The organism is Sphingobacterium paludis (genome assembly GCF_004364125.1).
In the GTDB taxonomy this organism is placed as follows: domain Bacteria; phylum Bacteroidota; class Bacteroidia; order Sphingobacteriales; family Sphingobacteriaceae; genus Sphingobacterium; species Sphingobacterium paludis.
Genome location: NZ_SNZV01000001.1, coordinates 378,035 through 393,275, shown reverse-complemented (window position 1 = coordinate 393,275; position 15,241 = coordinate 378,035). Strand labels below are relative to the sequence as shown.

The 15,241-nt window shown below is 44.8% G+C and carries 13 protein-coding genes and 1 tRNA gene; 5 read left to right on the top strand and 9 right to left on the bottom strand.

Annotated elements, in window-relative coordinates:
- Window position 1 precedes the first annotated feature (1 nt).
- Together B0I21_RS01650 and B0I21_RS01645 are read right to left on the bottom strand one after the other, a co-directional pair.
- The gene (locus B0I21_RS01650) at window positions 2-2,158 is read right to left on the bottom strand and encodes a cation:proton antiporter (RefSeq protein ID WP_133638592.1); all 2,157 of its coding nucleotides are present in this window, start codon (window positions 2,156-2,158) and stop codon (window positions 2-4) included.
- 125 nt (window positions 2,159-2,283) lie between these two features.
- Complete coding sequence (locus B0I21_RS01645; RefSeq protein ID WP_243835913.1) at window positions 2,284-3,543, bottom strand: ABC transporter permease; 1,260 nt, start codon at window positions 3,541-3,543, stop codon at window positions 2,284-2,286.
- A gap of 39 nt (window positions 3,544-3,582) precedes the next feature.
- On the opposite strand from B0I21_RS01645, the gene fmt reads away from it, so the two are divergent.
- Window positions 3,583-4,497: a methionyl-tRNA formyltransferase gene (fmt, locus tag B0I21_RS01640; RefSeq protein ID WP_133638591.1), complete on the top strand. Its 915-nt coding sequence runs from the start codon at window positions 3,583-3,585 to the stop codon at window positions 4,495-4,497.
- Window positions 4,498-4,521: 24 nt separating this feature from the next.
- On the opposite strand, the gene B0I21_RS01635 is transcribed toward fmt, so the two are convergent.
- Entirely contained in the window at window positions 4,522-4,740 is a 219-nt protein-coding gene (locus B0I21_RS01635; RefSeq protein ID WP_133638590.1) for a helix-turn-helix domain-containing protein, read from the bottom strand.
- Between the two features lie 343 nt (window positions 4,741-5,083).
- Between B0I21_RS01635 and B0I21_RS01630 the strand changes: the two genes are divergently transcribed.
- Window positions 5,084-5,944 (top strand): sigma-70 family RNA polymerase sigma factor, encoded by an 861-nt coding sequence (locus B0I21_RS01630; protein ID WP_037494269.1) that lies wholly within the window; start codon window positions 5,084-5,086, stop codon window positions 5,942-5,944.
- 200 nt (window positions 5,945-6,144) lie between these two features.
- Window positions 6,145-7,032 (top strand): OmpA/MotB family protein, encoded by an 888-nt coding sequence (locus B0I21_RS01625; RefSeq protein WP_133638589.1) that lies wholly within the window; start codon window positions 6,145-6,147, stop codon window positions 7,030-7,032.
- A 149-nt stretch (window positions 7,033-7,181) separates the two neighbouring features.
- On the opposite strand, the gene B0I21_RS01620 is transcribed toward B0I21_RS01625, so the two are convergent.
- The 6 genes from B0I21_RS01620 to B0I21_RS01595 form a co-directional block, all read right to left on the bottom strand.
- Window positions 7,182-7,253, bottom strand: a tRNA-Arg gene (locus tag B0I21_RS01620).
- 113 nt (window positions 7,254-7,366) lie between these two features.
- Window positions 7,367-7,996, bottom strand: a complete 630-nt coding sequence (locus tag B0I21_RS01615) for an SRPBCC family protein (RefSeq protein WP_133638588.1) — start codon at window positions 7,994-7,996, stop codon at window positions 7,367-7,369.
- A gap of 11 nt (window positions 7,997-8,007) precedes the next feature.
- The gene (locus tag B0I21_RS01610; protein ID WP_133638587.1) at window positions 8,008-10,332 is read right to left on the bottom strand and encodes a TonB-dependent receptor; all 2,325 of its coding nucleotides are present in this window, start codon (window positions 10,330-10,332) and stop codon (window positions 8,008-8,010) included.
- A 46-nt stretch (window positions 10,333-10,378) separates the two neighbouring features.
- Entirely contained in the window at window positions 10,379-10,699 is a 321-nt protein-coding gene (locus B0I21_RS01605) for a hypothetical protein (protein ID WP_133638586.1), read from the bottom strand.
- Between the two features lie 70 nt (window positions 10,700-10,769).
- Window positions 10,770-11,663 carry a site-specific tyrosine recombinase XerD gene (gene xerD, locus B0I21_RS01600; RefSeq protein WP_133638981.1) on the bottom strand — a complete coding sequence of 298 codons (894 nt, stop codon included), beginning with the start codon at window positions 11,661-11,663 and terminating at the stop codon, window positions 10,770-10,772.
- Between the two features lie 213 nt (window positions 11,664-11,876).
- Window positions 11,877-12,890, bottom strand: a complete 1,014-nt coding sequence (locus B0I21_RS01595; RefSeq protein ID WP_133638585.1) for an endonuclease/exonuclease/phosphatase family protein — start codon at window positions 12,888-12,890, stop codon at window positions 11,877-11,879.
- Between the two features lie 195 nt (window positions 12,891-13,085).
- Between B0I21_RS01595 and B0I21_RS01590 the strand changes: the two genes are divergently transcribed.
- Both B0I21_RS01590 and B0I21_RS01585 read left to right on the top strand, forming a co-directional pair.
- Window positions 13,086-14,261 (top strand): glycosyltransferase family 4 protein, encoded by a 1,176-nt coding sequence (locus B0I21_RS01590; RefSeq protein WP_133638584.1) that lies wholly within the window; start codon window positions 13,086-13,088, stop codon window positions 14,259-14,261.
- Complete coding sequence (locus B0I21_RS01585) at window positions 14,246-15,241, top strand: lysylphosphatidylglycerol synthase transmembrane domain-containing protein (protein WP_133638583.1); 996 nt, start codon at window positions 14,246-14,248, stop codon at window positions 15,239-15,241. The genes B0I21_RS01590 and B0I21_RS01585 overlap by 16 nt, the downstream gene beginning before the upstream one ends.

The following is a 15,241-nucleotide window of genomic DNA, read 5'->3' as shown; positions in this document are numbered from 1 at the left end:
TCTATTTGTCTTTGTTAAACATGTTGCCTATTTCACGACTTATCTTGCGGAAAATAGGCGCTGTTTGCACGTCCTCATACTCGTCGATGTGTTGGTTCTCACGCCTGCTCGGAAAAATTAACAGCAGGTTTTGATTCTTAAAGTATCGCCCTATGCGCTTAGCAAGTCCATCCAAGGAATCGCGATAGGATACCTCGCCATAACGCGATGATACAAAAACCAACAGGGCATCTACCGTAGAGAACGCCGCTAAGCCATAGATGTTGTCCCAATCTTCATAATTTTCAAAAGTATACGGAACGCTTGTATTGGCGGCGGTCAAGGCCTCGCTTACGGCGCCTTCTGTCCTGTTGTTTGTAACACAGGTAAGGGGCAGCGAAGTTTCCTGTGCCAGTTTCAACACCTTTTCTAACCAATATTCAAAACCTACCTCCGATTCGGCCAGCGGCGGAACAAAAACAATGATTGATTTATGGGAAACGAATGATTTATCAAGCTTGCACATAAATAGGTTCGCATCCGTACGGTTAAGGATGCTTTCCGTTTTTTCACCTACGATTTTTTCGATGAATGATGTCGCACTTGGCCAACCCAAAATTAAGCAGTCCGCAAAAAGTTCTTTCGAGGTGCGACCAATACCACTTGCAATGTTATAATCGATGGTTGTTAAAAGCTCCACCTCAGTTTCGGATCCAGACGCATACTTGGCCATATTGTCCAGATTTTTACGCGCATTGGCCAAATTAAGCTCTGCTTGTTCATTATCGGGCACCACGCTGAGAATATTCAACGGATGTGGCGACTTCTTCGATTTTATCAATGTCGCAAAGTCTAATATGGGCTCCATACTGGCCAAATTCGCTATCGGAATAAGAATCTGCTCTTCACGCTCAGGCACGGTTTCAATATGTTCATCATCTTGATGTCCCTCCATGACTATTCGGCGTGAAGCATTTTCCGTGACGATGGAAGCAATAATACAGGTAATTAAGATAAGCACGATTGTGCCGTTCAGCACATTCTCATCGATGATCTCTTTATCATACCCCACCATGATGATGGCAAGCGTAGCCGCAGCATGGGCATTGCTCAGCCCAAAAATAAGGTTACGTTGATTCTTGGAATACTTGAAAACGAATTTCGTGGCCGTTGCCGCCAAGAACTTACCCGTAACGGCGACTAAAGTAAGCGTGCCCGCGATAATCAGTGCCATAGGCCCTTTCGTCAGGACGCTAACGTCGACGATCATGCCTACCGAGATTAGGAAAAAAGGAATGAATATAGCATTCCCGATAAATTCAATCCTATTCATTAAGGCTGATGAATGCGGAATAAGTTTATTGAGCGCAAGACCGGCCACGAACGCCCCAATGATAGGCTCTAGACCGGCAAGTTCCGCAAGAAACGCCGCGAAGAAAACAACCGCCAGCACAAAGATATAATGCGCCGTTTTCTCACTTTCTATTTTTTGGAAAAACCACTTCGCAATCCGCGGGATAACGCCAAACATAATAAAAAGAAACAGCGCGAAAGATACACCCAGCGTAACCCAAAATTGTTGATTGATCTCCCCCTGAGCGGCGCCCGTGATAATGGCCAATATAATCAAAACGGCTGTATCGGTCAAAATGGTACCACCGATCGTAATGGCGACCGCCTCATTCTTGGATATACCGTAACTGTTTACGATAGGATAAGAAACCAAGGTATGCGTAGCAAACATACTTGCAATTAATATGCTGGGCAATAATTCATAACCTAAAAAGTAATAGCAAACCGGAAAACCTATACTTATCGGAATGATAAAGGTAAGAAAGCCGAATAGCAGGCTTTTATTTTTTGTTTTTTTGAACTCGTTCATATCCAGTTCCAGGCCTGCTATAAACATAATATACAGCAAGCCTATTGTCGAAAAGAGATCAATAGCATCGACCCCATTGCCCTGCAGGGTTACCTTATCGATTTTGGCCAGCCAGTTGAGGCCATGTGGACCGAATAGTACACCGAACAGGATCAGCCCAATTATCCCTGGCACCTTGATCGGACGAAGGATAATGGGCGACAGCAATATAATCGTCAGGATAATCGTGAATACGAGAACCGGGTTGGTTATGGGCGTGGAGAATACGTGCGAAATATGGTCAAAAAATTTATCCATGTACTATGTTATAAAGAGTCTTAAAAAAACTGAGCTTAAATTAACAATTATTTGCCCGATTTCCTAATGCGGGCCGTAGTTCGGCTTGCAGAAAAATCGGGCCAAAAGAAGGGAATAACAGCTTATTATTTGAATTGTATAGTCTTTATCGGTGATATCCTACTGATAAGCATCGCCGGTATAAAAAGGGCCAGCAGTCCAATCACCGCGACGGCGATATTTAGCCCCACAACCTGATACCAATGAATCTGCATGGGCACGTATTCGATATAGTAGGTGGCCGGATCCAACGCGAAGAAATGCGTTTGTGTCTGGAAGATATACAACAGCAGTGCAATGCCATTACCGATGAACAACCCTAGGCCTATTAAATACATAGAACCATATAAAAACACTTGCCGGATGCCTGTATTCACGTAGCCTAGTGCCTTAAGGACTCCGATCATCGCCGATCGTTCCAAGATACTGATGAGCAGGGAAGACACCATATTGATGATGGCAACTAACATCATCAATACAAAAATGATGTTATCGTTCATATCCAGCATGTTTAACCAATTAAAAATATCAGGCATTTGCTCGACAATATTTGTTGCATTCATTTCTATCGGTAACAGATCAGCGATCTGCTGGGTGGCAACCTGTAGGGAGTCAAAGTTACTGATGCGGATTTGATAGGCTCCTACATCGGCATCGTCCAAATCGTTCAGTCGCCGGATAAGATCCAATGAGCCAATCACATACGTTTTATCCAGCTCTTCGGAATGGGTGGTGTATATCCCCCGAATACTGAAAGGTCGTTTACGGACTGGATCTTGCACGAAATACATAATAAATTTATCCCCCACGTCAAGCGACAAGCGATTGGCCAGGTACTCCGAAATGAGCAGCTGCGTCGTTGCGTTCTCGGTAAAGTTCAAGGTATCGCCCTTGATGATATTATGCTGTATGTACTGTTGATTGTAGGTCCTATCCACACCCTTTAGCAATACGCCTTCGACCTCACCTTTGACGTTCATAATACCTGCTTTCGTGGCAAAAGGGGTAAGCTCGCGCACCCAGGGCAGACTTTTTACGCGTTGAATATCGTGCTCGGAAAGGGTGATAGGTGCATTTTCATACGAGGCATTTAAATCATTTTTCGTGATAATAATATCCCCAAAAAAGCCACGTTGTTTCTCGATAATCTCCGTTTTGAATCCCTTCAAAATCGCGACAGAAAGAATGATTGCCGATATCGCTAACGCCAAGGCGCCGATCGTGACCCGCACGATAAGCTTCGAGAACGTTCGATTGCCGGTAAACAGCATACGCTTGGCGAGGAAATAGGGAAAATTCAAGCTGAAAATAATTTGTACCTTCGCAAAGTTAGCATTTTTTGTCACTTCACGACACCTAACGAAAACAACAAAAAGAATAAAAATATGCGCATTATATTCATGGGTACGCCCGATTTTGCCGTGGCTTCTTTACAGGCTTTATTGGAAGCTGGAGAAGACGTAGTTGCCGTTGTTACCGGCGAAGATAAACCAGCGGGGCGCGGACAGAAAATGCATGAATCTGCCGTAAAGAAATATGCAGTCGAACATCATATTCCGGTGCTGCAACCGAACAAATTAAGAAGCACATCCTTTCTCGAGGAGCTGGCATCCTACGAAGCAGATTTGCAGGTTGTGGTCGCCTTTCGTATGCTGCCAGAAGCGGTATGGAACATGCCCCCGAAAGGCACAATCAATGTTCATGCTTCCCTGCTACCCCAGTATCGAGGTGCCGCGCCGATCAACCACGCTATTATGAACGGCGAACGGGAGTCTGGCGTAACAACATTTCTGCTGCAACAGGAAATCGATACGGGTAATATTCTTTTTTCAAAGAAAGTAAGTATTGCGGAGACAGATAACGCCGGTGTGCTGCACGATAAGCTCATGGTTGCGGGGGCGGAAGTACTGCTGGAAACCATACAGGCGTTGAAAACAAACGCTGTAACGCCTATACCCCAAACAGAAAGCGAGGCTACGCCATTAAAAACCGCACCAAAGATTTTCAAAGAAGATTGTGAAATTGACTGGAACCGTACAACAGAACAGGTATACAATCACATCCGGGGATTGAGTCCCTACCCAACAGCATTTACCAAGCTAAACGGGAAAGGCTTAAAGGTATTTGAAGTCGAAAAGGCAGGGAAAACGAACCTTAGCCCCGGTCAGTACAGCAGCGATGGAAAAACCTTTGTGCAATACGCAACGGCAGATGGCTCTCTACGGTTGAACGTGCTCCAACTGGAAGGTAAGAAGAAGATGCGTGTTGACGAGTTTTTGAGGGGCTATCGATTTGAATAGCCCGCTGGCCACCTCTTGGATAATTTAACTTTGTTCATCATCATCTACGTATTGCATAATATCTCCGGGCTGGCATTTCAACGCCTTGCATAGCGCATCCAAAGTACTGAGGCGAATGGCTTTTGATTTCTCATTTTTAATGATCGAAAGGTTGGATAGGGTGATACCGACCTTCTGACTCAGGTCGTTCAAAGAAACCTTTTTTTTTGACATAATGTCATCGAGGTATATTCTAATAGGCATAAGCTGATCGATTTATTTTTCAAAATGCTAACGATATAACAACGATCGCAACTAATAGTTCTATGAAACGAAACAAAGCCTTACTCCGCAATGCGCAACACATTGTATAATAAAGCTGTTACAACATGAATGATTTTAATTATGCGCGAAAACAAATCTGGAATATCCACGTTATTCCATTAGCGATACAAGATTTGGAATAATTTTTGCTGTACAAGATGCATCAATTACCCATTCTTAACTCCCTCATACAGAGTCATTAATTTACACTCAAATGAAGGTTAATTCGCAAAAAATTACTATTTTTGCAAACATTTCAAAGAGAAAGGTTTTTAAACATTAGATGAGACAGCTCAAAATTACACAATCTATTACCAATCGTGAATCGCAATCGCTTGATAAGTATTTGCACGAGATTGGTAAAGTGGATTTAATCACCGCGGAGGAAGAAGTTATCCTGGCGCAGCGCATTCGCGAAGGCGACCAAGTAGCTTTGGAGAAATTAACAAAAACCAACTTACGTTTCGTTGTTTCTGTTGCAAAACAATACCAAAATCAAGGACTCACCTTGGGTGACTTGATTAACGAGGGCAATTTAGGCTTAATAAAAGCGGCAAAGCGTTTCGACGAAACAAAGGGTTTTAAGTTTATTTCATACGCCGTTTGGTGGATCCGTCAATCTATTTTGCAGGCCATCGCTGAACAATCTCGTATTGTACGTCTTCCGTTGAACCAAGTGGGTTCATTGAGCAAGATCAGCAAAGCCTTTTCAAAACTAGAGCAAGAATACGAGCGTGAACCCTCTCCAGAAGAATTAGCGGATATACTCGAAACAACGGTAGACAAGGTGTCTGATACGTTGAGTAATTCAGGGAGACATGTATCCATGGATGCCCCATTTGTACAGGGGGAAGAAAACACCTTATTGGATGTTTTGGAAAATGCTGATCCAGATACAGATAGTTTATTGATTGATGAGTCACTATCCGAAGAGATCAAACGCTCGTTAGCTACGCTGACGGAACGAGAACGCGAAATAATTGTTTTGTTTTTCGGGTTAGGTACTAATCACCAATTGTCTTTGGAAGAAATTGGCGAGAAATTTAGCTTGACCAGAGAACGTGTGCGCCAGATCAAGGATAAAGCCCTGCAACGTCTTCGTCACACATCGCGTAGTAAAATTTTAAAATCTTATTTGGGCTAATATAGCCTACACAATGTACGCAATGCGCAGCTTAAAAGCTGCGCATTTTTTTTGCCTTACCTAGATTTCCCAACCGAAACTAACCTGTTAGAAACGAAGCAATTATCCTACAAATTTTATTTTTTAACAATAATTAATATTTACGCATAATTTGTTTAGGCATCACTTTTGTAACTTTATTCCTATTAAAAAGCTATCGTATGATTAACAATAGAATAATTACTATGGGCGTGCTGATGTCTGGCTTGTTTCTAGCCAGCTGCGTCAGCAATAAAAAGTATACCGCCCTGCAAACGCAACATCAAGATCTTGCGGCGCAATACCAAAAAGGACAGATGGATCTGACCGAAGCCAGAGGTAAAATTAAAAATTTGGAAGACCAATTGGAATATGAGCGCAAAAACAACGCATCGTTGAAAGAGGCCCTAGGTCGACTACAGGGAACACTTGATATGAGTATCAACCAAAATAGTCAAGGCAATGCCAATATTTCGAAATTGGTCGATGAAATCAATGCATCCAATAAGTACATCCAGCATCTGGTCAATACGAAAAATAAAAGCGACTCGCTCAACCTGGTGCTCACCAACAACCTGACTCGCTCGCTGAGCCGTGAAGAGCTGCGTGATGTCGATGTGAAGGTGTTAAAAGGTGTCGTTTATATTTCACTATCAGACAATATGCTCTACAAATCGGGAAGCTACGAAATCTCGGACAAGGCTGGTGAAACGTTGAGTAAGATTGCTAAAATTATCCAGGATTACAAAGATTATGAGGTGTTGATAGAAGGTAATACGGATACGGATCCTATATCTAAACCAAATATTCGCAACAACTGGGATTTAAGCGCCTTGCGTGCATCATCTGTGGTGCAAGCGCTACAAAATCAATATGGCGTGGAACCGAAACGATTGACCGCCGGTGGTCGAGGCGAATACAATCCGGTTGCAGACAATTCCTCGGCTGATGGAAAGGCAAGAAACCGTCGTACACAAATCATCATCACGCCTAAACTGGATCAATTTATGGAACTGATTGATAAAGCGCCAGAGTCGTCTACAGACAGCCCTATGCCAAGCGATATCTAATACGAATATCCATACAACATAATTCGAAAAGGTAGTCTCCACAACGCGGGGGACTACCTTTTTTATTGGATAACGAACGAAAATGGCTTCCATCTGTGAACGGCCTATCTCCAATAAAAAAGGGTCTAGCTGTCGCTAAACCCTTGTCGTGTCCTCGGCGGGGGTCGAACCCACATCGTCAGAACCGGAATCTGAAATTCTATCCATTGAACTACGAAGACTTGCGAGCAAAAATAACACTTTTTACTTTACTTCATACAGATATTTGCTAAAATATTATTTCTGCTCGCATACCATGCGTACCGTTTTGACAAACGGCCTACAGGCTAGTATTTTAGTGATCGTGATCGCCCTCCGCGACCAAGTGAACGCTAACCTTCAGGTCCAAATCGTTCTCCCCTGTAAACTGGTTATAACCGGTATTGTTCCAGTCGGCAGCGGTTATCCTGGACTTCACTCCGGCATTTAAATGGCGAAGGACGTAGTTCATGGTAAAGGTATTCGCTAAGGCGTTAACGGTTAAATAACCTGTCACCCCAACGTTTAAGGCTTGACCGTTGGCATCTACATCGCCATACGTATAAGACAAGCTGTTTGCAGGGGCTCCTAAGATAAACGCTTGATGGATGTCCGCACGGGCGACAAACGTCTGCTGCGTTTCGCGACCAGCAAAATCCGTCGCGACAAGCTGTAGTCGGTAGCTTTTTCCCACCTCTAAGTGAAGATGTTCGCCCACCGGTGGAAGCATATCCGCACCGGAGAACGTAACGGTAACCACTTCGGGATTTTGTATGTCCTTATAATGCCCATGATCGCCATGGTCTTCGCGTTCCACTTCAGTAAATATTAGCTTCGCAGTACCTACTTCTTCCTGATCGACTTCAGGTGTAGGGTCGTCCTTCGAGCAAGATGGAGCGAAGAACAGGATACTGAGGGCAAGAATAACTAGATTGATTTTTTTCATGATCGTATTATTTAGAAATGATAAGAAATTTTTAAACTAACGTTTCGTCCCATTTGGTGGGTAAAATACCGCAAACGGTCCATATAATCTTTGTATTCGGTATTGAATACATTGTCGACAGCCAGCAACAGGTTGAGCTGATGGGCTGTATTCAATTGAAATTGCTTCGCGGCAACAAAGTCTACCAGATGGTAGGCCGGCGGCGGAGCCGCGTAGTCTGAATTTGGTTCGTAGCGATGCTGCTGTGCTACGAAACGGTGGGCTACCTTAAGGTAGCTATGGGGCTGTGATTCGCCAAATAGGTTCCAAGAAATGCCGTGTTGCACTCTATCTGCTGGAATATAGGGTAAATAGGTGTCGCGCGATATATTGCGCGCGCGCAGCAGGGACGCATTCACATCATAGTGTAAGTCTTTCGCAAATTGATAGCTGAACCGCAGGTCTACACCATAGAATAGCGCATCATGCTGTTCATAGACAAACAGCGGAAAGGTACCCCGAATGGTCTGCCTTACGGAGTCTGGATTAGGCTGGGCGTAGATGTAATCGTAAAGCAATTGCGCATAAACATCTGCCGTAAACTGCATGCGGCTGCTGCTTCGGATCAGCGAGCTCATCCATTTTAAGCCCTTCTCGCTTCGCAGGTTTTGATTGCCAAGTTCATATGTCGCGCTGCCATGATGAACTCCGTCGCTATACAGCTCATTCGCTGAGGGCGCGCGCCAGGCTAAGCCAATATTGCTCTTCAAACTCCATTGCGGCGAAAAATGATATAGCACCCCTACCGTACCGGAGGCATTGTGGAACTTCCGGGTATCGGTTAACAGATATTGCTCCACGCTTCCATCTTCATTCACCGCATCACGCCGGTAGCGATAGCCTGCCACGTCGAGATACTTGAAATCATATCGCGCACCAGCCTCTGCATGCAAACGGCCTATATGGAACTGGTGTATTCCAAAAACACCAAGGTTGTAGCTATCAAAATTGGGGATAATAGGCGTTGTGCCGGTCCCCGGCGTATTGTTGTTGATCTGTACGAGGGACTGTATACCAATAGAGCTATTTCCATCTTTCAAGACCACATCCAAGGATTGGGTGGAAAGCACCATGTCGGCCATGGGCAGATCGTCAGCTTCTACGCGTCTCACATCGTATTCACGCCGATGGTTGCGTTGGTACCCGTATTGCACGTCGATACTGCGGTCCGCATCGAAGCGATGCTTCCAGCTAGCCTTGGCTAAATCGTGTGACACTTTTTGCCTTGGTGCTCCGATGTTGTAGGTGAAATCATAGGTTTCGAAAGGCCGTCCGTTTTGAATACGCGCCTCAATATCAGCAACCGTTCCAATATGCGCCCCGGTAAAAATGCCAAGCGTCGTGCCGAAGTGGCTGTAAAATAATTCGAACGTATTTTTATCGCGTTTATAGTCCACCGCAGCGCTGTAGTTCAACTCTTCCACGCCGGTGTTTCCAACGACATAATGCGGCGTTTCATAATCCCCAAGCTTTTTTGCTGAGGCCTGCAAGCGCCAGCCGAGGGCTGGCATTTTCTTGATAGCGCCTTCTAGGGATGCATTCACAACACCTCCTCTACCGTTGCTACGCCCTTGAAGATCGATTTCGCCACCGAAAGGCTTTGATGTATCGATTGCTTTGGGCTTGACCAGCACGACACCACCTAACGCATCTGCACCGTAACGAACACCCTGTGCCCCTTTAACAACCTCTAACCGATCGGCAAGGAAGGGATCAACCTCAGGCGCATGTTCGACGCCCCACTGCTGCCCTTCTTGGCGAATGCCGTTATTCATAATCAAAATACGGTTACTATGCAACCCATTGATCACAGGCTTCACAATACTGTTCCCCATACCCACAGTAGATACGCCGGAAATGGCCGTGAGCGATTCGGCTAAGGTTTTCCCTCGGCTTTCCTGAAGCTCCTGCGCGGTTAACCGGTGAACACTGCTGGAAAGTGAGCCCTGTTGCTGCCCAATAATTTCGACATCTTGCAGGTGTATCGCATCGGCCAGTAATTCGAAAACCAATGTCGTATCCTTGGTGATTGATAAGGAAACCTCCTGTCCATGGTAGCCCAGATGTGTTACGGCGAAGCGATAGTTGCCTGCACAAATCTTGCTGAACAAAAATTGCCCAACCCCATCCGTCGTGGCGGCCCTGTTTTTATCTAGCCGAATGCTAACATCCGCCAGCGGTTTCCCAAGATTGGATTTTACCGTTCCTTGAATGCGTATAGCGCACCCCTCTTGGGCATTTGCAGACAACCACAAAAATAGTGGCAACAGCAAAAGCCCAATCCATGTTTTTTGCATGTATTGTATTTACTTATTTTGTTGTATATAAACTTATTTCTTTGGTTTATACCGAGTAAGGAGGGTCTTTATTACTCTTTTTGGAAGGAGCACTATCCGGTAGTGCTAGCGCTAATGTGTTGATTTTGGGCAGGTCTCGGTTAGACACCTGCGCTTCGGGAAGCATTACATCCAGACGAAAACCAAACACAACTTGATGAGAAACGAACCAGCAGAGCGCGCAATCATCAGCAAGTGCCTGATGCTCGGTCGCATGAGAAGCACAAGCATGGTGGGTTGTGTCATGGGTATACTGCAGTCCGCTCGCGGACAATAAGCCTGCGACACTACATAGTAGCCATACGTGCAATAGTACTCGTTTCAACATCTGTGAGACAAAGGTAACACAAATGCAACAGCATTGCAAATTATATCGTACTTCCGTTATACCTCGGATTTTAAGAGCGCGGGTGATATTGCGTAATAATGGATTGCAGATAGTCTTTGTCGATGTGCGTGTAGATCTCCGTCGTCGTGATACTCTCGTGTCCCAGCATATCTTGGACGGCGCGTAAATCTGCGCCTCCTTCTACCAAGTGGGACGCAAAGGAATGCCGAAAAGTATGGGGGCTGATGGTCTTCGTCAGGCCTATACGTTTTGCCAAATCTTTGATGATCAGAAAGACCATCACACGGGTTAATTGCGCGCCGCGGCGATTCAGGAAAACAACATCTTCATGCCCGGGCTTTGGCGGCGTAAGCGGCCTCACCTCGTTGAGATAGATACCGAGATACTTCGAGGCTTGCTGTCCGATAGGGATAAGCCTTTCTTTATTTCCCTTTCCCTCTACCTTAATAAACTCCACATCGAGGTATAGATTCGATATCTTCAAACCAACCAGCTCTGAAACGCGCAAACCGCATCCGTAAAGCACCTCGAGCATAGTTTTATTGCGCGTGCCTTCAGGGGTAGACAGATCGATTGCCGCAATCAGTGCATCGATTTCCTGGACTTGAAGTACACTCGGAATTTTCCTGCTTAACCTTGGCGATTCCAACAGCTCTGCGGGATTTGTTGGCCAGTCGTATTCAATCTGCAAGAAGGCAAAAAAGGTTTTCATTCCGGACAGTAAGCGTGCCTGCGTGTAAGGAGAGATATTAAAGTCATTGATAAAAACCAAAAACTGCTGAATGGTTCGTCTATCGACCTGTTCCAAGTTCTTTTTTACATAGGCACAATATGCTTCAAGCTTCTGCACGTCATTGAGATAAGCTTCTACCGAATTCTTTGATAGATTACGCTCCAACTGTAAATAGCGCTTAAAATCTTGCTTGGCCTTTTCCCATATCATCATACAATAATAGGCAATATTTGGGGAAAACTATTCGCAAACGATCTGCCGACAGGCACATGAGCCTGAGCATGTTCTTCAAATAAATACATAAGACTTAAGCCGGGGAGACTTAAGTCTTATGCCATCAATTCAATATGACCCATGTAAGGAATCCGTATTGATCAATCAAGTAGCCATCTACGCCAGAATACTATGCGAGCAATTGAAGCATTAGTGCATACTAGCTGTAAGTTGGCTTTTCAACAGCAAATCGTTTGATTTCTTTTTCCAAGTCATGGTGAAGGAGACAGCACAATGATCAGAAAGGGATTGTCCGGTTCGATTGAAGAATCGCTGTTTTTCTATTTTATACGAGCGTGGTGTAAATTCGATATGGTTGCTGCTTCTAAAAAAAATCTTATCGATACTTTCGCAAGTATCTGTCAATGCAAGTTTTTCCGGAGAAGCGAAGTTTTCATGTACCCCGGGCGTTATGCCATTCTTCCACATACTCAACCAGACATCCTGTACCGCGGTAGCCTGGGTAAAATCGAGCAGATTATCCCAATTTGCGGCGTAATGCGCGTTGAAGTCGCCCATAACAAGCAATGCTTGTCCTGCTGAGTGCTCATTGATATATGCGGAAAGTTGCTTGATATTGCGCCGCCGGGCAGATGCCGCAGCATCATGGTCTTGTGATGTCGCATGGACATTGTACACATCCACCATAACATCATTCGCCAATTGTATTCGAGCAACAGAAAAACCTTTTTCTGCCAGACAATCTGTGCCGTGACAGTCTTTCCACGCGATACGTTTCGTAAACAGTATGGGATATTTTGACAAGGTGTTTAATCCATCGCCGTAGGGGATCGATGTTTTATGTCTCGTTCGGTAGGTATGCCGATTCCCTGCATAATACAACTCGTTATGGTAGTGAAAATCTTCCTGCACGTTCACAATGTCAAATGCATTGATCTTTTGCCCGATCTCTTTCATACTAGCGGCCCGAGGGCTTTCAGCTGCGGATATCAGCTGTGGCAGACCAGCAACGTTGTAGGTAAGCAGTGTTAATTCGCCTTCGGTAGCATCATTTGCAAAAGAAATAGCCGAAGGGGGATACCAACGCTCGCCGAAAGCACCTTGATTAAATTTCGTGAGGTATATTGCCCAACCAAAAACAAGGAAAACAGAAACTGCTGTTATCCATTTTTTTTGGTGATGCCACACAACATGTAAGTCCATAATGAAACGGTTGATGATGCTGTTTCAAAGCTACGGAGCCCATGTTATGTCTTCGTAAATTCACAATGAATCTTTTATATCGGAATTATTTAATCGATTTAAAGACGGGTAAAAAATTCATAAATCGTTAACAATCAGTGTTTATTTAGGAAACATGTATCACCTATTTTCGTAGAAATAACGAAACCTGATCATATGGTAAAAGTAGCATTCTTTGCAGAGATACTGATTGAAGAGTTTGACGGCGCCTCGCGGACCATGTTCCAGATCATTAACAGAATCGATCGATCGCGTTTCTCCTACCTATTTGTGTACGGAAAAGGGCCAGATCACATCACAGGGCACGCCTCGTTTAAAATTCCGACCATCAATACGGGTGTGAACAAAGACTATTGCCTCGCGATACCCATGCTTGTCAAGGAACAACTAAAACAAGAATTAGATGCCTTTCAGCCTGATGTGATCCACATTGCTACCCCCTCCCTGTTGGGTTTCTTTGCCTCGCGCTATGCACGCCAACGCAATATACCGGTCATTAGCATCTACCATACGAATTTCATATCCTATATCCCCTATTACTTTCGGAAAATGCCTGCTTTAATTAAACCGGTGGAGCGCTGGATGATTTCGGCCAGTCGAAAATTTTACAACAGCTGCGAAAGCGTTTATGTGCCTTCGCAGTCAATGATCAGACAATTGGAGCACTTCGGCGTAGACCCTGCTAAACTTACGCTATGGCAGCGCGGTATTGACCTGAATCTCTTCCATCCCAGCAAAAGAGACCGAAGTTACGTAATGCAGATAACGGGAAATAACAAGCCTAACATCCTATTTGCAAGTCGGTTGGTATGGGAAAAAAATGTGCAAACGTTGATTGAAATTTACCAGCGGTTGCAGCGTAGAGACCTGGAACACAACCTGATCATCGCGGGCGATGGTGCAGCACGTGAAGACATGCAACGGCAAATGCCAAATGCACATTTTCTTGGAAAACTTGAACATAATGAGCTGGCAAAGCTATACGCATCGTGCGATGCTTTTGTTTTTACATCCACCTCCGAAACCTACGGCAATGTTGTTATCGAAGCCATGGCCTCTGGTCTACCCTGCGTTATAGCAGATGGTGGCGGCAGCGCAGATCTCATCCGCCATCGCCATACCGGCTATACGTGCATGCCGAAATCTCCAGAAGACTACCTTATTCACTTATCGTTGCTGCTTCGCGATGCCGAGCTTCACCAGGTTATCAGCCATGCTGCTTTAGCGCAGGTACAGCAATTGAATTGGGAAAATCTTGCAGAACGCTACTTCGAAGATGTTAAAACCTTGGCTGGATCGTCAATCGCTAACTTGCTATGGACAGCCTGTTAAGAAATAAGAAATGGCTGAAGCCACTTTTCGTCGCTGCCATTCTTGTCCCCTTAACTATCTTTATTCTGCAAACGGATTTTAATAGGGTATGGCAAGAACTATATAAAATTGGGTTTCGTTTTTTCTACCTATTGCTGTGCACCGGTATCGCTTACTTTCTGGCAACGTTCTCCTGGTGGATCTGTTTGGGCGGTGAGCGAAAAAAGATCAGTTTGATGCAGTTGTTTGTTGTTCGGCAGGTTGGCGAGACGGTAGGCTTATACAATCCCTCAAGCGTGGTGGGCGGGGATTTGTTGAAAGATGAACTATTGAGACCCTACGCTATAGCTCGTACCCAGTCAGCCTCTTCTATTGTGGTCTCTAGAATTACGATTGTACTTTCTCAACTGCTCCTCTTCACGTTTGCAGCGGCGTGGTTGGTTTTATACTCGGCGAACGCAATGCCATTATACCTCGAACAATTTATTGGGCTCTTGGTCATCACACTCCTTGTCTTGAAATGTGCTTTTTTCTATCTGCTGCATAAAACCCTGAAAATAGATACAGATGACGCTGAACGTTCTTTCTCAAGGCGTATTTATCGGCAGATTCGAAAACTGGTTTACCAATCGCAACACTTTTATCAGCAGCAACCGAAGGCGTTCTGGGTTTCGTATTTCTTCTCGTTGTTGCACTGGGTGGTAGGTAGTTTAGAGTTTTTTTTCATTCTTCTTTTTCTCGGCTATGACATACAAATCATGCATGGCGTTTTGCTGGATATGGGCGTCATCATCGTGAAGAGCTTAGGTGCTTTTGTTCCGGGACAGATCGGGGTTGAGGAGTTGGGAAACAAACTTGTTTTGGGTGTGATAGGCATTGAGGCAACATCCATTTGGTTGGCGGTTTCCATTTTGCGACGTTCGCGACAGCTGTTCTGGCTCCTGATAGGTGTGATCTGCTACGGCTTCGCAAAAAAAACCACCGCCTTAACAATCGTTTGA